Origin of the sequence: Enterobacter cloacae complex sp. 402C9 (assembly GCF_050030745.1) — a bacterium.
GTDB lineage: Bacteria > Pseudomonadota > Gammaproteobacteria > Enterobacterales > Enterobacteriaceae > Enterobacter > Enterobacter intestinihominis.
In genome coordinates, this window is record NZ_JBLGUW010000001.1 from 1,513,975 (window position 1) to 1,534,252 (window position 20,278).

At 57.8% G+C, this 20,278-nt stretch carries 15 protein-coding genes; 6 read left to right on the forward strand and 9 right to left on the reverse strand.

What is annotated here, in order from left to right; genetic code table 11:
• The first annotated feature begins 106 nt into the window (after positions 1-106).
• The 3 genes from ACQG1K_RS07215 to ACQG1K_RS07225 are packed head-to-tail and all read left to right on the forward strand — an operon-like array spanning position 107 to position 3,588.
• Positions 107-1,483 (forward strand): glycoside hydrolase family 1 protein, encoded by a 1,377-nt coding sequence (locus ACQG1K_RS07215; protein WP_063148408.1) that lies wholly within the window; start codon positions 107-109, stop codon positions 1,481-1,483.
• Between the two features lie 51 nt (positions 1,484-1,534).
• The gene (locus tag ACQG1K_RS07220; RefSeq protein ID WP_023299655.1) at positions 1,535-2,857 is read left to right on the forward strand and encodes a PTS sugar transporter subunit IIC; all 1,323 of its coding nucleotides are present in this window, start codon (positions 1,535-1,537) and stop codon (positions 2,855-2,857) included.
• A gap of 14 nt (positions 2,858-2,871) precedes the next feature.
• Positions 2,872-3,588 carry a GntR family transcriptional regulator gene (locus ACQG1K_RS07225; protein ID WP_015571043.1) on the forward strand — a complete coding sequence of 239 codons (717 nt, stop codon included), beginning with the start codon at positions 2,872-2,874 and terminating at the stop codon, positions 3,586-3,588.
• Positions 3,589-3,629: 41 nt separating this feature from the next.
• Here the strand turns inward: ACQG1K_RS07225 and ldtB are convergent, their stop codons facing one another.
• The gene (gene ldtB / locus ACQG1K_RS07230) at positions 3,630-4,550 is read right to left on the reverse strand and encodes a L,D-transpeptidase (protein ID WP_003858435.1); all 921 of its coding nucleotides are present in this window, start codon (positions 4,548-4,550) and stop codon (positions 3,630-3,632) included.
• Between the two features lie 222 nt (positions 4,551-4,772).
• Here ldtB and ACQG1K_RS07235 point away from each other — a divergent pair, with 222 nt between their 5' ends.
• Entirely contained in the window at positions 4,773-6,368 is a 1,596-nt protein-coding gene (locus ACQG1K_RS07235; protein WP_022647534.1) for an ABC-F family ATPase, read from the forward strand.
• Between the two features lie 92 nt (positions 6,369-6,460).
• Here ACQG1K_RS07235 and ACQG1K_RS07240 read toward each other — a convergent pair whose 3' ends face one another.
• Together ACQG1K_RS07240 and ACQG1K_RS07245 are read right to left on the reverse strand one after the other, a co-directional pair.
• The gene (locus tag ACQG1K_RS07240; RefSeq protein ID WP_367074664.1) at positions 6,461-8,824 is read right to left on the reverse strand and encodes a glycoside hydrolase family 31 protein; all 2,364 of its coding nucleotides are present in this window, start codon (positions 8,822-8,824) and stop codon (positions 6,461-6,463) included.
• 17 nt (positions 8,825-8,841) lie between these two features.
• The gene (locus ACQG1K_RS07245; protein WP_023299659.1) at positions 8,842-10,143 is read right to left on the reverse strand and encodes an MFS transporter; all 1,302 of its coding nucleotides are present in this window, start codon (positions 10,141-10,143) and stop codon (positions 8,842-8,844) included.
• Positions 10,144-10,428: 285 nt separating this feature from the next.
• Here ACQG1K_RS07245 and ACQG1K_RS07250 point away from each other — a divergent pair, with 285 nt between their 5' ends.
• Positions 10,429-11,502 carry a LacI family DNA-binding transcriptional regulator gene (locus ACQG1K_RS07250; RefSeq protein WP_063850241.1) on the forward strand — a complete coding sequence of 358 codons (1,074 nt, stop codon included), beginning with the start codon at positions 10,429-10,431 and terminating at the stop codon, positions 11,500-11,502.
• Here the strand turns inward: ACQG1K_RS07250 and ACQG1K_RS07255 are convergent.
• The 4 genes from ACQG1K_RS07255 to ACQG1K_RS07270 all read right to left on the reverse strand — a co-directional run bounded on the left by ACQG1K_RS07255 (position 11,499) and on the right by ACQG1K_RS07270 (position 17,224).
• Positions 11,499-12,755, reverse strand: coding sequence for a DUF1479 domain-containing protein (locus ACQG1K_RS07255; protein ID WP_367074666.1), 1,257 nt, complete (start codon positions 12,753-12,755; stop codon positions 11,499-11,501). The genes ACQG1K_RS07250 and ACQG1K_RS07255 overlap by 4 nt on opposite strands.
• Before the next feature lie 150 nt (positions 12,756-12,905).
• Entirely contained in the window at positions 12,906-13,721 is an 816-nt protein-coding gene (locus ACQG1K_RS07260) for a Cof-type HAD-IIB family hydrolase (protein WP_032624595.1), read from the reverse strand.
• Positions 13,722-13,887: 166 nt separating this feature from the next.
• The gene (locus ACQG1K_RS07265; protein WP_426760317.1) at positions 13,888-16,320 is read right to left on the reverse strand and encodes a formate C-acetyltransferase/glycerol dehydratase family glycyl radical enzyme; all 2,433 of its coding nucleotides are present in this window, start codon (positions 16,318-16,320) and stop codon (positions 13,888-13,890) included.
• A gap of 4 nt (positions 16,321-16,324) precedes the next feature.
• Positions 16,325-17,224, reverse strand: a complete 900-nt coding sequence (locus tag ACQG1K_RS07270; RefSeq protein WP_320679101.1) for a glycyl-radical enzyme activating protein — start codon at positions 17,222-17,224, stop codon at positions 16,325-16,327.
• 127 nt (positions 17,225-17,351) lie between these two features.
• Here ACQG1K_RS07270 and fsa point away from each other — a divergent pair, with 127 nt between their 5' ends.
• Positions 17,352-18,014, forward strand: coding sequence for a fructose-6-phosphate aldolase (fsa, locus tag ACQG1K_RS07275; protein WP_022647542.1), 663 nt, complete (start codon positions 17,352-17,354; stop codon positions 18,012-18,014).
• Between the two features lie 98 nt (positions 18,015-18,112).
• Here the strand turns inward: fsa and moeB are convergent, their stop codons facing one another.
• Both moeB and moeA read right to left on the reverse strand, forming a co-directional pair.
• Positions 18,113-18,865 (reverse strand): molybdopterin-synthase adenylyltransferase MoeB, encoded by a 753-nt coding sequence (moeB, locus tag ACQG1K_RS07280; protein WP_367074669.1) that lies wholly within the window; start codon positions 18,863-18,865, stop codon positions 18,113-18,115.
• Position 18,866: 1 nt separating this feature from the next.
• The gene (gene moeA / locus ACQG1K_RS07285; RefSeq protein WP_320679102.1) at positions 18,867-20,099 is read right to left on the reverse strand and encodes a molybdopterin molybdotransferase MoeA; all 1,233 of its coding nucleotides are present in this window, start codon (positions 20,097-20,099) and stop codon (positions 18,867-18,869) included.
• Between the last annotated feature and the right edge of the window lie 179 nt (positions 20,100-20,278).

Below are 20,278 nucleotides of genomic sequence, written 5' to 3' on the forward strand. Positions count from 1 at the left end.
TTTCAACCCACCTCACAAAAAATACTCCTTCTCTTTGCCTGATGTTTGATCTCGATCTATATGACTAGTCATGAAATTTAAATGACTAGTCATATAGGGAGAGACCATGAACAAATCACTGCAAGCCAACTTTTTATGGGGCAACTCGGTATCCAGCATGCAGACGGAAGGGGCATGGAATGAGGGCGGGAAGGGGATGTCGGTATATGACATTCGGGAAGCAGGAGAAAACATCTCCGACTGGAAAGTGGCGACCGACTCCTATCACCGCTACCGGGAAGATTTCGATCTAATGCAGGATCTGGGCATGAACTGCTACCGCTTCCAGATCTCCTGGAGCCGCGTCTGCCCGCAGGGTGACGGCGAGTTCAACGCCGAAGGTATCGCGTTTTACGACCGCTTTATTAACGATCTGCTCGCCCGCGGTATTGAGCCGATGGTCTGCCTCTACCACTTCGATATGCCGCTGGCGCTGGCGCAGGAGTACAACGGCTTCAACGACCGCCGGGTGATGGAGGCCTTTATCCGCTACGGCAAGAAGATGATCGACTGCTACGGCGATCGCGTGAAGTACTGGCTGACCTTCAACGAGCAGAACATTTTCCATATGCCGGAAGCTTTTCGCATTTCCGGTTACATGAAAGGCGAGCAAACCCTGCGCGAGCTGTATGAGCTTCAGCACCATGCGATGGTGGCGCACATGACTCTGACCGAATACCTGCACCAGACTAAGCCAGGCAAGCTGATGGGCGGCATGCTGGCGCACCAGCTGATTTATCCGGCCACCTGCAAACCGCGTGATATCTTCTGCGCCCAGCAGTACGACGAATTCCTCAACCAGAACCTGCTGCGCGTCTTCGCGGGACAGGGCTACAGCCCGGCGGTGATGGCGGTGGTGGAGCAGGAGGGCTTCGGTGATATCTACCGCGCAGACGATCTCGCGCTGTTTGCGCGCACGAAGAACGACTTTTTGGCCTTCAGCTATTACGCCAGCAAAACGCTGGACAGCGATGCCATCCCGGAAGGCACGCCGGTGAACCATTACCTGCTGCATGGCGAGAAAAATAACCCGTACCTGAAAGCCACCGAGTGGAACTGGCAGATCGACCCGCTGGGCTTTCGCACCATCATCACCCGCTATGCCAACGACTGGCGGATGCCGGTATTCCCGATTGAAAACGGCATCGGCGTGATCGAGTCCTGGGACGGGGTAAACCCGATCGAGGACACCTACCGCATCGACTACCACCGGGCGCACATCGAGGCGATGAAAGCGGCAATATTCGAGGACGGGGCAGAGGTAATGGGCTACCTCGGCTGGGGCTTAATCGACATTCTCAGCTCGCAGGGTGACATGCGTAAGCGCTACGGCGTGGTCTACGTCAACCGTGAAAATCACGACCTGAAAGACCTTAAGCGCGTGCCGAAGAAGAGCTACGCGTGGTTAAAACAGGTTATCCATACTAACGGACGCGAGATGTAAGCCGTACGCTGCCGGGCCGTTTTTGTGACTGATTGATGGGAATACTCCGCTATGTCTGAAACAAAAATAACACCGCACATGCAGTCTTTTGTCGATAAATTTGTTGAGTTCTCGGCGCGCCTGGCAAACCAGGTACACCTGCGATCCCTGCGGGACGCTTTCGCCACGGTGATGCCGATTTTCATCCTCGCCGGTCTGGCGGTGCTGGTGAACAACGTCGTGTTTCCATGGGTGCTGGAAGGCGACACGCTCACGCAGTTTAAGGTGTGGGGCGAGGCGATTATCAACGGCACGCTGAACATCGCCGCGCTGCTGCTGGCACCGATGATCGCCTGGTCGCTGGCGCGCAACAAAGATTTCGACAATCCGGTCTCGGCAGTGGTTATCGCCGTCAGCAGCTTCATCATCATGATGCCGATGCGCTTACAGATTACGCCTGTCGGCAGCGACGCCACGGTGAACGTCACCCAGGTGCTGACGTTCGCCAATATCGGCTCCACCGGGATTTTCGCCGGGGTGCTGATTGGGCTGCTCTCAACCGAGCTGTTTATCGCCATTTCACGGCTGAAGGCGCTGCACATTTCGCTGGGGGAGAACGTGCCTCCGGCGGTGAGCAAATCCTTTACCGCGCTGATCCCGACAATCCTTACGCTCTCCCTGTTTGCGGTGCTGGCGGCCATACTGGCGAACGTGCTGCATACGGATCTGATCCATCTCATTACGACATTCATTCAGCAGCCGCTGCGGCTGATCAACACCAGTCTGCCCGGGACGATCTTCATTTACAGCTTCGGTAACTTCCTGTTCACGCTCGGTATTCATCAGTCGGTAGTCAACAGCGTGGTGCTGGAGCCGTTTCTGCTGATCAACACCAACGAGAACATGCTGGCCTTTGCCAACGGCCAGCCGATCCCACACATCATCAACAACATTTTTGTGCCGACCTTTGGCATGGTGGGCGGGACGGGCAGCACTATCTCATTGCTGATCGCTATCTTCATCTTCTCAAGACAGAAATCAGCGAAGCAGGTGGCGCGTCTGTCACTGGCGCCGGGTCTGTTCAACATCAACGAGCCGGTGATTTTCGGCCTGCCGATTGTCTTTAACCTGCCGCTGATGATCCCGTTTGTGCTGCTGCCCGCCATCGGGATTTACTTTGCGTGGCTCTGTACCACGCTGGGTCTGATGTCGCGCTGCGTGGTGATGATCCCGTGGACCACGCCGCCGATCCTCAGCGCCTGGCTGGCGACGGCGGGGGACTGGCGGGCGGTGGTGGTGCAGTTGGCAATCATCGTATTTGGTGTATTCTTCTACCTGCCTTTCCTCAAGGTGGCCGAGCGAGTGGCCGTGAAAAACAGCGGGACAGAAAACTAATTTAAGGAAGGAAGATGGCGGCGAAGTACATCACCATAGCGCGGGAAATTAAGAAACGCATTATTACCCAGCAGTACGCCGCCAATGAACCGTTGCCGGACCAGTTCGCGCTGGCGGCGGAATTCAGCACCAGCCGGATGACCATTCAGCAGGCGATGCGTCAGCTGATCGTAGAAGGGCTGGTCTATACCCGGCAGGGACAGGGCACGTTTATCCGCAAAAATTTCCTCCAGCTTTCCCAGTGGGATCTCTCCGGCAGCGACTACTTTGGGGCGACCAAAACCTGGGAACATTTAGGCACGGTGACGAGCCAGGTGGTGCACTTCGAACTTCGCTTCCCGAACGAGAAAGAGCAGGCCTCGCTGATGATAAATCCGGATACGCCAATCTATGACTTCATCCGTCTGCGTTTACTCAACGGTGAGCCGATGTCCCTGGACGCCACGGTGATGCCGCTCAATCTGGTGCCCGGGCTGAACAAAACCCATCTTGAAAGTTCGGTATTCCGGTATGTGCAGGAGACGCTGGGGCTGAAGATCATGGGATCGTATCGTGTGGTGCGGGCGCTGAAGCCCAGTGCGCTGGATATGCAGCATCTGGTCTGTGAGCCAACCGACCCGGTGCTGGAGGTCGAGCAGGTGATCTATCTGGAAGATGGTACGCCGCTGGAGTACGCCCATTGTCACTATCGCTATGATCATGGCGGCATCGTAATTGTGAATAACGGATAAAAAAAAGCGGGCCTCGAGGCCCGCTTTGTTCGTGCTCGCGATTAGTTCAAACGCACCGGCATACCGGAACGGTTCTGAATCGCCTGGTCAACGATGGTCGTGTCAACATCCGCCTGAGAGGTAACGGACTGCACCGCGCTGGTCAGCTTAATCGGTACGATTTCGTTGTTGTTGATCTGATCTTCGCTGGTGGACAGCGGGTTATGCACTTCAATGTAACGGCTGCCGTCCGGCTCTGACGTCGCTTTCACCGGTTCGTTAATGAACTGCACGCGCGTACCGACCGGCACGTTATCGAACAGGAATTTGATGTCTTCATTACGCAGACGTACGCAGCCGTGGCTTACGCGCAGGCCGATACCGAAGTTGGCGTTAGTACCGTGGATGGCATACAGACGACCAATGTACAGCGCGTACAGACCCATCGGGTTATCCGGGCCAGCAGGCACAACGGCCGGCAGCGGTTCACCGGCAGCAATGTACTCAGCGTGCATTTTGGCGGTCGGCGTCCAGGTTGGGCCCGCTTTCTTACGCTCCACTTTGGTGGTCCAGTTCAGCGGGGTGTCTTTACCCAGCTGACCGATACCGATAGGCAGCACGATCACGGTGTTGGTGCCTTTCGGGTAGTAATACAGACGCATTTCGGCGCTGTTAATCACGATACCTTCGTGCACGGTATCCGGCAGGATCAGCTGCTGTGGAATGTTGAGTACGGTACCCGCTTTCGGCAGATACGGGTCAACGCCCGGGTTCGCTTCCAGCATGTTAGACAGGCCGAGCTGATACTGCGCCGCGAAGTATTCCAGCGGCTGAGTGTTACCTTCCGGAACCGTCACCACCTGGTTTTCACCCACCAGACGGCTTCCGTCTGTCGGCAGGGGATACGTCACCGCAGACGCGGTCTTACAAAAACCTACTACGGCTAACGCCGCCGCAAAAAGCGTTGTTAATTTCATGTTCATGTTATGCGAGGTATCTAAGCCATTCTGGCGATGAGTTGAGAAGTCTGAATCTGTAATGGGAGCGCATTATATGTGCATTCCCGTTAACTGGGAATTCAGATGTGTACGAAATCACATTTTTTTTGATTTTGTTAAAGTTTAGTGGATTACCGCAACACAGGATCTCAATTCGGAATTGTGGCATAATGCCGCGTTTATCACACTTTTCGCAGGAATCTCTCCGTGTTAGTTACCAGCAACGTCACTATGCAGTTTGGCAGTAAGCCGCTGTTCGAAAATATTTCCGTCAAATTTGGCGGCGGCAACCGTTACGGCCTGATTGGTGCCAACGGTAGCGGAAAATCCACCTTTATGAAGATCCTCGGCGGTGACCTGGAGCCGACGCTGGGCAACGTGTCGCTCGACCCGAACGAGCGTATCGGTAAGCTGCGTCAGGATCAGTTCGCCTTCGAAGAGTTCACCGTGCTCGACACCGTGATCATGGGGCATGCGGAGCTGTGGGAAGTGAAGCAGGAGCGCGATCGTATCTACGGTCTCGCTGAGATGAGCGAAGAAGACGGTTACAAAGTGGCCGACCTGGAAACGCAATATGGCGAAATGGACGGCTACTCTGCGGAAGCGCGTGCGGGCGAACTGCTGCTGGGCGTCGGCATTCCTGTTGAACAGCACTATGGTCCGATGAGCGAAGTTGCGCCAGGCTGGAAGCTGCGTGTGCTGCTGGCGCAGGCGCTGTTCTCTAATCCAGACATCCTGCTGCTCGACGAACCGACCAACAACCTGGACATCGACACCATCCGCTGGCTGGAGCAGACGCTGAACGATCGCGACAGCACCATGATCATCATCTCGCACGACCGTCACTTCCTGAACATGGTGTGTACCCACATGGCGGATCTGGATTACGGCGAGCTGCGCGTTTATCCGGGCAACTACGATGAGTACATGACGGCGGCAACCCAGGCGCGTGAACGTCTGCTTGCCGACAACGCCAAGAAGAAAGCGCAGATTGCGGACCTGCAATCCTTCGTGAGCCGCTTCAGCGCTAACGCCTCTAAATCGCGCCAGGCAACGTCGCGTGCCCGTCAGATCGACAAAATCAAGCTGGAAGAGGTAAAAGCCTCCAGCCGTCAGAACCCGTTCATTCGCTTCGAGCAGGACAAGAAGCTGTTCCGTAACGCGCTGGAAGTGGAAGCCCTCACCAAAGGCTTCGATGAAGGCCCGCTGTTCAAAAACTTCAACCTGCTGCTGGAAGTGGGCGAGAAGATTGCTATCCTGGGTGCCAACGGCGTGGGTAAATCCACTATGCTGAAAACTCTGGTGGGCGAAATGCAACCGGATAACGGTACCGTGAAATGGTCTGAAAACGCGCAGATTGGTTACTACGCGCAGGACCATGAATATGAGTTCGAAAACGATCTGACCGTCTTCGACTGGATGAGCCAGTGGAAGCAGGAAGGCGACGACGAGCAGGCGGTACGCAGCATTCTGGGGCGTCTGCTGTTCAGCCAGGACGACATCAAAAAGCCCGCCAAAGTGCTCTCCGGTGGTGAAAAGGGCCGTATGCTGTTCGGCAAGCTGATGATGGAAAAACCGAATATCCTGGTGATGGACGAACCAACCAACCACCTGGATATGGAATCGATCGAATCCCTGAACATGGCGCTGGAGATGTATCAGGGCACCCTAATCTTCGTCTCTCACGACCGTGAGTTCGTCAGCTCCCTGGCGACCCGCGTGATCGAAATCACGCCAGAGCGCGTGGTGGACTTCACCGGTAACTACGAAGATTACCTGCGCAGTAAAGGTATCGAGAGTTAAAAAAATAGCCGGGTGGCGGCTTCGCCTTACCCGGCCTACGTTCTATCCCCTCTCCCTGTAGGAGAGGGTTAGGGTGAGGGCATCAGGCCGCACTAAACCACCCACTCGCCCACTTCAACCCCGTTCACCCGCAGCGTACGTTTTTCCCCCGTCGGTAATGACACCTTCAGTGCCTTCCATGCCGGACGATAGTCGCCGCGCGCATTCACCTTCAGGTTGATACTTGCGCCGTCGCACACCATCTCCCATTCCACCCACAGCGCATTGCCGTTCAGGTAGCCCCAGCTTTCGCCGTCATCCTCAAACAGCAGCCCGGAGGTGGTGCCGACGCCTTTCACCGGGAACAGTTTTAGCTCACGGGTATCGTCTTTATCGGCGCTCACGTGACGGATGCGTTCGCTGAGCGGCAAACCGGCCCCTGCGCGCACCAGAAGCGGCAGCTTTTCCAGCGGCGCATCAAGGACGATCGATTGCCCGCCCGCATACCACGTGTGGGTGTAAAAATCGTACCAGCCGGTTTCGTTATCCGGCAGCCAGACGCGGCGCTCGCGCTGCCCGGCTTCGACGACGCTGGCCACCAGCAGGTCACGGCCCAGCAGGAAGTCGTCGCACTCTTCAAAGGTCTGCGCATCGTGTTCATGATCGAGGAAGGTCGGGCGCAGCATCGGCTCGTCGTCGGCGTGCGCCTGCCAGAGCAGGGTGTAGAGATACGGCAGCAGGCGATAGCGCAGTTCAATGGCGCTGCGAATCGCAGGGGTCACGCCCGGGTACATCCACGGTTCGTTCACGGTGCGATCGTCATTCCACGAGTGGATGGTAAAGCGCGGATGCATCACGCCGTTCTGTACCCAGCGCACGAACAGCTCGGCATCCGGCTTGTCGCCGGAGAAACCGCCGACGTCGTGACCGACGTTGAACAGTCCGGACAGGCTCATGCCCAGGCCCATGCGGATGTTGTAGCGCAGGGTGTCCCAGTTGGTACGGTTGTCGCCGCTCCAGGTCTGAACGTAGCGCTGCATTCCGGCACAGCCGGAGCGGGAGATCAGATACGGACGTTTATCCGGCGCAAAGCGCTGCTGTGCTTCCAGCGAGGCGCGCATCATCAGCAGCGGCATCACCGGGCGAATATGCTTGATGGCGATCTCCTGGCCGAAGCCATAGCAGCGCGCTTCCCCGTCCCACACTTCATACTCGTTGTTGTCGTTCCAGGTGGAGTCGATGCCCATCTCCAGCAGCTGCGTGGTCACGCCGTTCTGCCACCACTGCACCGTCTGCGGGTTGGTGAAGTCGAGATGCGATCCTTCGTCATCCCAGAAGCTGGAACGTTCAGGCGCATCGGTTTCTGAATCGCGAATGAACAGGCCGCGTTCCGCCACTTCGCCGTAGCGGGGATGATCCTGCAACAGACACGGCTTGATGTTTGCCGCAAGCCGCAGCCCCGCGTCGTGGAACGCCTGGCTCATCACCTTCGGCTGCGGCACTTTGTCGTAGTTCCAGTTAAAGACGTAGCGCTTGCCGTTAATCGAGGTATAGCCGGAGGAGAGCTGGAACGAGTCGCACGGAATGGCATGCTCATCGCACAGGCGGATGAAGTTCATCAGCTGGTCCTGCGCGTCCGGCGCGTCGGTGTAATGCATGGTTGAGCCGCTGTAGCCCAGGCTCCACTTCGGTCCGAACAGCGTTTTCCCCGTCAGGCGCACGAAGGTTTTCGTCACGTCCAGCACGCGCTTGCCGGTGAAGAGGTAGTAGTCAATATCGCCCGCTTCCGCCTGCCAGCGGCGGTAGGCGGTGTGATAGTTGTCGATCTCGTTACCCAGATCCAGCCAGCAGCTGCTCAGGTTATCGTAGAACAGGCCGTAGCTCACGTCATCGCGACGGGTGAGGGTGAACGGGATGTGCTTGTAAAGCGGATCGGTGCTGGCGGCGTTATAGCCCATCGCGTCCAGGTTACGCATCTCATAGCGTTTGCCGTTACGCTGTAAATCACCCGCTTTCTCACCCAGACCGTAAAAACGTTCATCCTTGCGACGGCTGAGATAGTGCGCCACGCCGTCACCGTGGGCGTTCAGCAGGTAGGCGCTGGTCGGGCGGTCATTGACCAACGGCTGCCACTCGCCCGCCTCATTGCGGTAGTGCCACTCCAGCCACAGGGGCTGGTGGACGGTGACGCGCAGCTCTTCGGTCGCTACGGTTAACGCATCGCCCTGCTGCGTCAGTGTCCAGGCCGGGCAGGTGAAGCCGCTGACATCGTCACGACGGCGGCCTTCCCACGGTACGTCTTGTTCCGGCGCGATGCTCCAGGTGCGGTCCAGCGCCAGCTGGCCTTTACGCTTGATCAGCACGCGGAACAGATTCTCTTCCAGCACATACAGGCACAGACGGTGCTGGTTATCCACCAGCAGTTCCAGATGATTCGCTGACTGCGTATCGATGGTCCAGTTTTTCAGGGTTTTCATATGCAATACATCCACTATCAGGCGCGCTTGGCGCGACGTTCAGCAATAAATGCCACCAGGAAGAAAGCGCCAATCAGGTCAAAGAAGCCCATGGCGATAAAGAGCGGGTTGAAGCCGATTTTGTCGGCGGTCACCCCAATCAAAAGGGAGAACAGGAAGCTGGCGATCCACGCCGCCGAGCCGCGCATGCCGTTAACCGTCGCCATCTGGCCCTTGTCGAACGACTCCACGACCAGCGCGCTCAGCATGCAGGAGATAATCTGGTGGCCGAAACCGCCGATGGAGATCAGCACGATGGTGATATACGGGTCGCGGGTCACGGCCACAACGGCCAGAGAAATCATCAGAAACGCGCCGGTCACTGAACTTGCCACCACCGAGTTGACGCGGGTGCAGCCGAACCAGCGGGTATAAAGCCGGGTGAGGTAGCCACTCGCCACGCTGCCGAGGTCGGCGGCGAGGAACGGCAGCCAGGCGAACATCGCGATCTGTTTCAAATCCATGCCGTGCTCTTTGGCGAGGTACAGCGGCACCCAGAAGCTCAGCACCGCCCAGGCGGGTTCCGCCATAAAGGCCGGAATGGCGATACCGTAGAACCGTTTGTTCTTCGAGACGGTTTTCAGCGCGGTCAGAAAGGGCAGCCTGACCGGTGCGGGTTCGTTATCCTGTTTGATAAACGCCAGCTCGTCGCGGCTCAGGTTCGGGTGCTGCTCCGGGTTGTGATAGAAGATCCACCATAGGATCACCCACAGCAGCGCCAGCACGCCGGTAAACATAAACGCACCCTGCCAGCCGAACGACGCATGAGCGAAGTAAATGATTGGCGGAGCCAGCATCGCACCGATGGAGAAGCCCACGCCCGCCCAACCGGCGGCAACAGGACGCTCTGATTTCGGGAACCATTCACCGATGGTTTTGGCGTTCGCTGGCGTGGCGGCGGCTTCGGACGCGCCCATAAAGAAGCGCAGGATCGCGAGATGCAGCCAGCTCCCGGCACCTGCGTGGAAGATACACATCAGCGCCCAAATCCCGGCGCAGACCATAAAGCCAATCTTGAGGCCGATAACGTCAATCAGCCAGCCGCAAAGGGGCTGGAAAATGGTATAGGCGATCTGGAACGCGCCGACGATCCACGAGTATTGCTCGGTGGTGATACCGAGGCTCTCTTTCAGCTCGGGGGCGAGAATACCTAACGAGTTACGGGTGATGTAGTTTACGGTCACGCCAAGAAGAAACAGCACCAGTACGTACCAGCGCAGATTCTTAATGACGCGACGGGTTTTGCTTGTCGCAACGGTGTTGTTGATGTCCTGACTCATTTTCTTCTCCACAAGACGGACGGTAAGGGACAAAGGTTCAGGTGTCACACAGCGTCAGGCGTTTGAAAGTTATCTGTTTTAGAGTGCTAAGCTGCTATACAACTAGTATGGAAGTTGTGTGACAGGTTCACCTTAAGAGAGAAATTGAGCAGGAAATAGTGGATTTTGTGCAAACTTTCTCATAACCGAGGTTTAATTTTCGGCATTATGGCCTTCTCGCAAGTTATTACCTGATAAAGATGTTGTGAAAATTTTTTCATTTCACATCCGGAGCCAGATCACAAAATGGATAAAAGGCTTAAAATCACCGAAATCGCCGCCCGTACCCGGCTCTCCATCAGCACCGTTTCCCGCGTGCTGGCGGGGAAGGCAAACACCAGCGAAAAAGCACGGGCAACGGTGCTGGCATGCGCGCGGGAGCTGGGGGTAATGGAGGGCATGGCGGCGGGGCGTCTGTTGCTTAACAGCCTGATGGTGTTTGCCCCGCAGCGGGCGTTTGACGAGCGGTCTGACATCTTTTACTACCGCGTCATCCAGAGCGTGAGCAAAGGGCTGGCCTCGCACGAGGTTCGCCTGCGTTACTGTGCGCTGGAGGAGAACGACAGCGACGCCCAGCTGTTTCTGGCCCGCATGAACGAAGTGGACACCCAGGCGGCGATCCTCCTCGGTATCGACGATCCGCATATCCACGATCTGGCGGTAGACGTGGGCAAACCCTGCATGCTGATTAACTGCCGGGACCGCCACATGCGCCTGCCCGCCGTCGCGCCGGATCACCGCGCCATTGGCGAGCGGGCGGCGGAGTACCTGTTCGAGATGGGGCACCGGGAGGTGATGAATGTGCTGTGTTTGCGTCGCTATACCATGGAGCTGCGCCTGTCGGGGATCCGCGACGCGTGGCACGGCCATAACCTCAGGTTTAGCGACCGGCGCGATCTGCTGATGGTGCCAAGCTTTAGCGCCAAAGAGACGGAGCAGCTGGTGAGTGAGTGGCTTCACCAGCAAAAAGGGAAAGATCTGCCGACGGCGTTCCTGGTGGGCGGCGACTTTATGGCGGCGGGGACCATCAGCGCCCTGCAAAAACACGGTCTGCGCGTGCCGCAGGATGTCTCGGTGATGAGCATCGACGGCTTTAATCTCGCGGCGATTCAGGATGTGCCTCTGACGGCGGTGCATGTCCCGCGCGATGAGCTGGGAACAGAAGCGGTATATATGCTCCAGCAGCGGCTGATGCGCCCGGACGCGCCGGTGGGTACGTTGCTGCTGAACGGCACGCTGGCCGTGCGGGAATCGGTACGGCGGATACGTCAGGGAAAACGACGCACCGCCGTTGAGCGGGAAGGGCTTTACGACAGTTAAGCCATGCCCAGCGCGCGCTTGCCGTGGATGTTCAGATCGTTCACGGTGAAACGGTCCTGCCAGATTTTCTCATAATCCTCGCGCGGGAAATCTCCCGGTGACGCGCCGGTTTCCAGCGCTTCCTTGACCTTTTTCGCGTAGGCGAGGTTTTTCTCGCACATCGGCGCGGCAGGAATATACATCACGTTGCCCCAGCCCTGTTGGTTTTCCACCGGCGCGACCGAGTGGATCACATCGCAGTGCCACCAGACAGAATCACCGGCTTCCAGCGCGGGAATGCTGGTCAACGCTTCGATGAGCAGCGGATGCCACTTCTCAGAAATCGGCAGCACGCGCCCCGGCGCCACGCCGCACAGTTCGTCTTCCGGCACGTCGTCCAGCAGCGGACGCAGCAGAATGTAAGCCATCGCTTCCGGGATCGGCACCACGTGCAGCAGCCCCTGGCCGGGGATCATGTCCGACAGTGCCGTCCAGCCCTGGAAGGTGCGGAACACGGAGCATTTGGTGGTGTTATCCACCGTGTACTCTTCCACCTCGGTACGGTGCGCAGCATTCCACGGATCGTATTTCTCAACGTTGCCGTCAAACACGCGGGCAAAGACCTGCTGATAAGCGGGCAGCAGCCAGCGCTCCAGCGCGCCGGAATCGGTGTGTGCGCCAAGTCCTTTCGAGGTTGTTCCTGGCGGGCGGCGGCGAATGCGGTCCGGATAAATTACGCTCACGTCCGGGTCGAACCACTGCTTACCGTTGCTCTCAAATGTCCATAAACGGTTCAGGAACGACTGTACCTGTGCCATCTCTTCACTCTGGCGCGCCTGCATTTGCGCCTGAGACCAGTAGATCGGATAAATCTCCGGGCGAGAGGCCGTTAAGGTGCCGAAGAAGTTATCGCCGGGTCCTTTGTAAACCTCGTCAAACTTATTCAGATCGAGGTAGTCGAGCATCGATTGATCCCATGCCAGCGCCTGCTCGCGCGGGAAGTGGCTTTTGATCACCGCGCAGCCGCGACGTTTAACCGCTTCGCGCTGTTCGGCGGTGATCGTACCGTTTTTCACATCCGTAAAGGGGATTACCGGCCATACGGATTCACCTTTATTTTTAAGGGCGTTAATTTCCGCCACGCGGGCGGCGATTTTGTCGCTAAGCCGGTCGAACACTGCCTGCACGTCACCGATCTGGGCCCATAGCGCGCGTTTCATCTGACGAATTGCCGCTTTGTGGTCCGCTGGCAACGTTTCGCTGGTAAAGGTCATAACTGCCTCGCATCTTTCATTCGAAAGTAAAAGTGTCTACAAGTGATACTTTAAGTTAAAAATAAGTTAATGCAAGTTTAAAACCTTGACGGGCGCCACAGGATGGAAAAAGAGTGAAGGGGCCGGAGCGAGGCTCCGGCAGGTAGGGGATCAGACGTCGAACGGGGAGTGGGCGTCGAGCACGGCCTGAATCACATTCAGCGCGCCCTGATGGTTGTTATCGTCGGTAGTGTAACGGCTGACCGCTTGAATGCTTTCCGCCGCATTGCCCATCGCAAATGAATATTTCACCAGCTTCAGCATTTCCGCATCGTTGCCGCTGTCGCCAATGCCCACGCACGCCTGCGGGGAGACTTTCCAGCGTTTCAGCAGACGACTGATGCCGTTGGCTTTGTGCAGGCCCGGGATAATCAAATCGACAAAACCGAAGCCGCTGGTAACCGGCTTCATGATGCCGTCCAGGGAGACATGCAGTTTATCGACCAGGTTCGGGATATCGCTGTCCGGCAGGTTCAGGGAGAATTTAAACAGCACGTCGTCAATGTCGCGGTAATCGCTGATGGGTTTTAAGCGATGGTAGTGTTTCGACATCAGCTTCACGAACGCTTCTGGAGCCTTATCGCTGACGTACGCGCTCTCCAGCCCGCAGGCCACAAAATTCAGCCCTTTGTCTTTCAGTAGTTCACCAATGACGATCTGCGACTCATGACGCGTTAGCTCACCGTGGAAAATCTGTTCGCCGTGGTCGAACACCAGCGCGCCGTTTTCCGCGACGAAGGAGATCTGATCTTTCAGCTCCGGGAAAAAGGAGATGAGCTGGTAATACTGGTTGCCGCTGGCGACAACAAATTCGATGTTACGGGCTTTAAGCTGCTCAAACTGTGCCTGGAAGCGGTCACGATCGTACTGCTTGGCATCATCAAGGAAAGTTCCGTCCATATCGGTGACGATAACTTTTACGGTCATACTGTGCTCCTGGGTCACTGCGTTTTGAAACATTCTAATAACAAGGTGACGGGGAGCACAAATTTAATTTCGAATGAAAGTCAGAAAGCCGGGTGGCGGCTTCGCCTTACCCGGCCTACGGGGAGACAATGTAGGCCCGGTAAGCGAAGCGCCACCGGGCGTTTTTTTACAGTGTATGCTCGGTACGGGCAATAATATCGTCCTGCGCATCCGGTGACAGGGCGGTGAAGAACGCCGAGTAACCCGCGACGCGCACCACCAGGTCACGATACTGATCAGGGTGTTTCTTCGCTTCCAGCAGCGTTTCGCGCGAGACAATGTTGTACTGAATATGCCAGCCCTTATGCACCTCGAAGAAGGTGCGCAGCAGCACCATCAGCTTCTGGCGATCGCTGTCGTTTTCCAGCGTCGACGGGTTCAGCTTCTGGTTAAGCAGCACGCCGCCGAGGATCGCTTCCGTCGGCAGTTTACCCACGGAGCCAATCACCGCCGTCGGGCCGAGGTGGTCGGTACCGGAGGCCGGGCTTGCCCCTTCCGCCAGCGGGGTGTGCGCTTTACGTCCGTCCGGCGTCGCCATGGTTGCTGCGCCAAACGGCACGTTTGCGGAGATAGACGACGTGCCCGCGTAGTAGTTACCCCCAATCGGGCCACGGCCGTAGCGTGGGTTGTGATACTGCTTCAGCTCTTCAATGTAGGTTTCGTAGGCACGGGTCAGCAGCAGGTCCACGCTGTCGTCGTCGTTGCCGTACTTCGGCGCGCCGTTGATCAGGCGCTGGCGCAGCTGCTCGTGGGTCAGCCCCTCGAAGTCATCCGCCAGCGCCGCCGCCAGCTGTTGCTGACCGATAACGCCCTGGTCAAACACCAGCTTCTTCACCGCGGCCAGGCTGTTACCGAGGTTGGCGATCCCCACCTGAAGGCCGGAAACCCAGTCATACTTCGCGCCGCCCTGCTTAATGCTTTTCGCGCGTTCGATGCAGTCGTCCACCAGCGCCGAGCAGAGAATATCGTGGACGTTCTCCTCCAGCATGGTGTCCACCACGTACTCGATTTCAATAGATTTGCGGGTGTAGTAGCGGATCTGGTTATCCCACGCCGCCATCACTTCGTCGAAATTGCCGAAATTACCGGCCGAAAGCGCTTTTTCCTGCGGCAGGAATACCTGGCCGCTGGTGGCATCGCGACCGCCTTCCAGCGCTGCCAGCATCACGCGGGCGAAGTTGATAAAGCTCATGCCGGTGCAGCGATAGCCCCACTTTCCGCCGACCGCGGTTTCGATGCAGCCAATCGCCGCATAGTCATAGGCATCGTCCCGTTCCACGCCGAGCTTGATAAATTCCGGGATGACGATTTCATCGTTGTTAAACGCCGGCATCCCGAAGCCGCAGCGGATCACCTGCACGCAGGCGTCGAGGAAGTCGTTGCTCATCCCCGCGTGGTAACGCACGCTCAGGTTTGGCTGGGTGGAGCGCAGACGGCCGCAGGATTCCAGAATTGCGTAGGAGAGCGGGTTGACCGCGTCCATTGGCTCGCCGTTGACCAGCTTCTGGCCGCCAATGGTGACGTTCTGATACAGCGGGCTGCCCGCAGAGGCTTTGGAGTGCGAGCCGGAGCGGATTTTGTTCACCTCCAGCAGCTTCTGCCAGCAGCTGTGCAGCAGCTCGATGGCGTGCTCGCGATCCAGGCTCTGGTCCAGCTCCACGTCGCGGCGATAGTACGGGTAAAGGTACTGGTCCATACGGGCAAAGGAGACGGAGTGACCGTTGGACTCAATTTGCAGGATCAACTGAATGAAGTAGCACAGCTGTAGCGCCTGCCAGAAGGTTTTTGGCGGCTGGTGGGCGATGATGTCGCAGTTTTCCGCCATCGCCAGCAGCTCGTCGCGGCGGCTGTCGCGGGTTTCGCTGGCGGCCATCTCACGAGCCAGATCGGCGAAGCGCCTGATGTGCAGGCTTACGGCTTCCAGCACGATATCAATGGCTTTCAGGAACTGATCGCCGTGCAGATCGTCCAGTACCGTCAGGTTGATGCGCGAGCGGCGCTCGGCTACTTTCGCGCGCAGGCCGTCGAGCCCTTTCTCCAGCACCAGCGGGAAATTCACCGCCAGGTGTGCGTCACCGGAGGTCATGTTGCCTTCCGCTTTGATGATGCCGGTTTCCAGCAGGCCCTTCTGCTCGTCGGTAAACATACCGTAGCAGCGATCCTGTACCGTCTGGCCGCGCCACCACGGGCAGATTTCATGCAGAACGCGTTTATTCTCTTCGCTCACCGCAAAGCCTGCACCTGGACGGTCCGCCAGATCGTCAATCTCTTTCTCAATCCAGGAGACGGTATATTCCGGGAAGATCGGCGCGGCACGCACTTCGCTGGCCTGGTTACCGATAATCAGCTCATCGTGCTTGATCCAGATGGTGCGTTTTGCCAGGTGGTGGGCGAGGGCCAGCGCGCGACGTACCGGGATCGGCTTGTCCAGATGCTGCTGGTACATTTCGGTATAGTGCTGCGCGCGTTCGGTACAGACCGGCGGCTTAACGATATGCACCAGAGCCGTTTTGTGCACCTTGATGCGCTCGCTGAGGGTGTTGAGATTCAGGGTGGTCATAAGTTTATCCTCGTAAGGTCGCGGTTAACCCTTTCTGGCAGGCATACTGCTGCGCGAAGTCCAGCAGGGCAGGGTTATCCAGCGGTTTGTCAGGGGCAGAGTAGGGTTGGCCGAGCAGGGTGTATTTGTTCATGCCCAGCGTGTGATACGGCAGAAAATGAATATCATCGACGCCGAGTTCATCGGCGGCGAAGTTGGTAATGGCGGTAACCGACGCTTCATCGGCGTTAAAGCCCTGGATCAGCGGCACGCGGATGGTGATCTTCTTCCCGACGGTAGCCAGGCGCTTCAGGTTGTCCAGGATCCGCTTAGCAGAGCCATCGGTCCACTGCTTGAACACCTCGCCGTCGACATGTTTCAGGTCCGCCAGGAACAGATCGACATACGGCAGTGAAGGCTCGATATAATGCCAGGGTACGTGAAGGCAGGTTTCAACCGCGGTATGAATGCCTTGTTCATGGCTGGCTTTAAACAGGGCGTGCGCCAGGTCAGGATTCATAAACGGCTCGCCGCCGGAAAGGGTGATCCCGCCGCCGCTGCGGTCGTAGAAGGGCTTGTCGCGTAGCACGGTGGCCATAATCTCCTCCACCTGCTTCTCTTCACCGCAGACGGTAAGCGCCTGCGTCGGGCAGCCGTCGGTGAGGGCAGTGAGCGTCTTTTCACTTAATTTTTCACGATGGATGATCAACCCGTTCAGCGCACGTTCAACACACCCTGGCGCGGCCTGCTGACACAGGTCACAGCCGTCCAGACACAGACGGGCGTCAAACAGGACGTCCCGCGTGCGGGAGCGGCTTTCCGGGTTCTGGCACCAGCGACAGCCCAGCGAGCAGCCTTTCAGGAACACCACGGTTCGAATACCGGGGCCGTCGTGGGTGGAGTAACGCTGTATGTTGAAGATCATTTTTTTGCCCTCTAATTACATATGAAGATTAAATTACTTTCGAATGAAAGTTATCTTGATATGGGTCAATTCATGAGCAGGTTTTCTCGTGATAGGGTAAATGCAGGCTAATTTTGAGGGTGACATCATGGAACTTTATCTCGACACATCTGACGTTGCGGCAGTCAAAAAGCTGGCGCGTATCTTCCCGCTGGCGGGCGTGACCACTAACCCAAGCATTGTGGCGGCGGGTAAAACCCCCCTGGAAGAGTTGCTGCCCGCGCTGCACGACGCGCTGGGCGGCAAGGGCCGGCTGTTCGCCCAGGTGATGGCGAAGACCGCCGAGGGGATGGTGGAAGACGCACGTAAGCTGCGCGCGATAATCGATGACCTGGTGGTGAAAGTGCCCGTGACCGCTGAAGGGCTGGCGGCGATCAAGATGCTGAAAGCAGAAGGGATCCCGACGCTGGGTACCGCGGTATACGGCGCAGCGCAGGGGATGCTCTCCGCGCTGGCGGGTGCTGAGTATGTGGCCCCTTACGTGAACCGCGTGGACGCGCAGGGCGGGGACGGGATCCAGACCGTGATTGAACTGCAACAATTGCTGACGCTGCACGCACCGCAGTCAAAAGTGCTCGCCGCGAGCTTTAAAACGCCGCGCCAGGCGCTGGACTGCCTGCTGGCAGGGTGCGAGTCCATCACGCTGCCGCTGGACGTGGCGCAGCAGTTTATTACCTCTCCGGCAGTAGATGCGGCAATTGTGAAGTTTGAGCAGGACTGGCAGGGGGCGTTTGGGCGGACGTCTATTTGATGCTGTTGCCGGGTGGCGCTGACGCTTACCCGGCCTACGATTTTCTCCCTCTCCCTGTGGGAGAGGGCCGGGGTGAGGGCATCAGGCCGCAGCAGGGTTTAACCTCCGCACACCTCACACCCCGGATTACGCATCAGCTTCATCTCGCGGAACTGACAGGTCATCGCGTCATACATCACGATTTTGCCCGCTGCGGGCGTGCCGTAATGCGCCAGCACCTTAATCGCCTCCATCGCCTGCAAGGAACCAATCACCCCAACCAGCGGCGCCATCACGCCCGCCTCGACGCAGGTCAGCGCATTCTCGCCAAACAGACGGCTCAGGCAACGGTAGCAGGGCTCTCCCTCAGCGTAGGTGAAAACGCTGATTTGACCCTCCATGCGGATGGCCGCGCCGGAAATTAGCGGCGTTTTATGGGCAAAGCAGCCCGCATTGAGCTGGTTGCGAATGGCGACGTTATCGGTGCAGTCCAGCACCAGGTCATGCCGAGCAATCTGCGCAAACAGCGCGTCGTCATCCAGCATCGCGTCAATCAGGGTGAACTGAACGTTGGAGTTAATTCGCGCCAGCGCCGTGCGCGCAGATTCCACTTTCGGCTGACCAACCGTCGCGTCGCTGTGTAGCGTCTGGCGTTGCAGGTTCGACACCGACACGGTATCGAAATCCAGCAGCGTCATGCGGCCGACGCCCGCCGCAGCCAGGTATTGCGCCGCCGCGCAGCCCAGCCCGCCAAGGCCGACAACCAGCACGCTGGCCGCCTTGAGCGCTTCCTGACCCTCGAAATCAAACCCGCGCAGCACGATCTGGCGGTTGTAGCGCATCATCTCCGGGTCGCTCAGTTCCACCGTCATGTCAGCCTCCGAACAGGTGGTTAAAGCGTTCCACTTCAACCCATTCGTCCGCCTCAACGTGGCCGCGATCGCGCTCCAGCACGATAAAGCAGTTACCCTGGCTGAAGGAGCTAAAGATGTGCGAACCCTGATGCCCGGTGGTGCTCACCTCCAGCTCGCCATCGGCGTTGCGCGCCAGAATGCCGCGCTGGAAATCGAGACGGCCCGGAGATTTTTTGAGGCGCGTTGCCGCCCGCACGCGCACACGTTCCGGCAGCGGGTCGGCATTGTTGCCTGAAAGCTTCGCCAGCAGCGGGATCACCAGCTGGTAGAAGGTCAGCGCGGCAGAGACCGGGTTACCCGGCAGGCCACAGAACCAGCTGTGCGGAAGTTTGCCAAACGCGAACGGTTTGCCCGGTTTAATCGCCAGCTTCCAGAAGGCGATTTCACCCAGCTCTTCAAGCAGGGTTTTGGTGTAATCCGCTTCGCCAACCGAAACGCCGCCGGAGCTGATCACCACGTCGGCAGAGGCGTCCGCGTCGATAAACGCCGTGCGCAGTTTCTCCGGATCGTCAGGAATGATGCCAAGGTTAATCACCTCGCAGCCCAGTTGCTCAAGCATCAGGTGCACCGCCAGACGGTTGGTGTCGTAAATCTGCCCCTCGTTCAGCGGCTGACCCGGAAGCTGTAGCTCGTCTCCCGTTGAGAACACCGCCACGCGTACCTTGCGGACAACGTCAATCTCCGCGATGCCAAGCGATGCCAGCACCGGCAGTTCGGCGACCGTCAGTTTTTGCCCGGCGGCAAAGACCGTTGCGCCGAGGGTAATGTCTTCCCCGATGTGGCGGATATTCTGTCCCGCTTTGACGCTGGCGGTAAAACGCACGCCGTCGTCCGTTAGTTCGGTCTCTTCCTGCATCACCACGGCTTCACAGCCCTTTGGCACCGGCGCGCCGGTCATAATGCGCACGCAGGTGCCCGCTGGCCACTCACCGTTGAACGGCTGCCCGGCAAACGCTTTACCTGCCACCGGCAGCGGCTGACTCGTTTGCAAATCCGCCAGACGTACGGCATAGCCGTCCATCGCCGCGTTATCGAACCCCGGCACGTTCAGCGGCGAGACGATATCGCGCGCGGCAATACGGCCAAAACAGCGCACAAGCGGCAGCGTCTCAACGTCGTGCAGGGGAGTAATACGATCAAGCATCTGCGAGAGTGCCGTCTCAAGCGGCATCAGTCCGGCGGTAAAATCCATGGTGGGCTCCTGCGGAGTAACAACGAAAGCGCTCATTATGGCAGAAAAGTGCGGCTAACTGTATGACCCGATGGGTGTACGCTTTACATCACAGTTGCGTCTTTCTATATTCAAAAATCATCTGAAGATTCGTCGACGATAATGATATTTATAGAAAAAGCAGCCAGCCAGGCTGATGG

What these genes read in the sequence shown, in the direction of transcription:
- ACQG1K_RS07215 (WP_063148408.1), top strand. Translation starts at nt 107, where the DNA reads ATGAACAAATCACTGCAAGCCAACTTTTTATGGGGCAACTCGGTATCC.
- ACQG1K_RS07220 (WP_023299655.1), top strand. Translation starts at nt 1,535, where the DNA reads ATGTCTGAAACAAAAATAACACCGCACATGCAGTCTTTTGTCGATAAA.
- ACQG1K_RS07225 (WP_015571043.1), top strand. Translation starts at nt 2,872, where the DNA reads ATGGCGGCGAAGTACATCACCATAGCGCGGGAAATTAAGAAACGCATT.
- ldtB (WP_003858435.1), bottom strand. Translation starts at nt 4,550, where the DNA reads ATGAACATGAAATTAACAACGCTTTTTGCGGCGGCGTTAGCCGTAGTA.
- ACQG1K_RS07240 (WP_367074664.1), bottom strand. Translation starts at nt 8,824, where the DNA reads ATGAAAACCCTGAAAAACTGGACCATCGATACGCAGTCAGCGAATCAT.
- ACQG1K_RS07245 (WP_023299659.1), bottom strand. Translation starts at nt 10,143, where the DNA reads ATGAGTCAGGACATCAACAACACCGTTGCGACAAGCAAAACCCGTCGC.
- ACQG1K_RS07250 (WP_063850241.1), top strand. Translation starts at nt 10,429, where the DNA reads ATGGATAAAAGGCTTAAAATCACCGAAATCGCCGCCCGTACCCGGCTC.
- ACQG1K_RS07255 (WP_367074666.1), bottom strand. Translation starts at nt 12,755, where the DNA reads ATGACCTTTACCAGCGAAACGTTGCCAGCGGACCACAAAGCGGCAATT.
- ACQG1K_RS07260 (WP_032624595.1), bottom strand. Translation starts at nt 13,721, where the DNA reads ATGACCGTAAAAGTTATCGTCACCGATATGGACGGAACTTTCCTTGAT.
- ACQG1K_RS07265 (WP_426760317.1), bottom strand. Translation starts at nt 16,320, where the DNA reads ATGACCACCCTGAATCTCAACACCCTCAGCGAGCGCATCAAGGTGCAC.
- ACQG1K_RS07270 (WP_320679101.1), bottom strand. Translation starts at nt 17,224, where the DNA reads ATGATCTTCAACATACAGCGTTACTCCACCCACGACGGCCCCGGTATT.
- fsa (WP_022647542.1), top strand. Translation starts at nt 17,352, where the DNA reads ATGGAACTTTATCTCGACACATCTGACGTTGCGGCAGTCAAAAAGCTG.
- moeB (WP_367074669.1), bottom strand. Translation starts at nt 18,865, where the DNA reads ATGACGGTGGAACTGAGCGACCCGGAGATGATGCGCTACAACCGCCAG.
- moeA (WP_320679102.1), bottom strand. Translation starts at nt 20,099, where the DNA reads ATGGATTTTACCGCCGGACTGATGCCGCTTGAGACGGCACTCTCGCAG.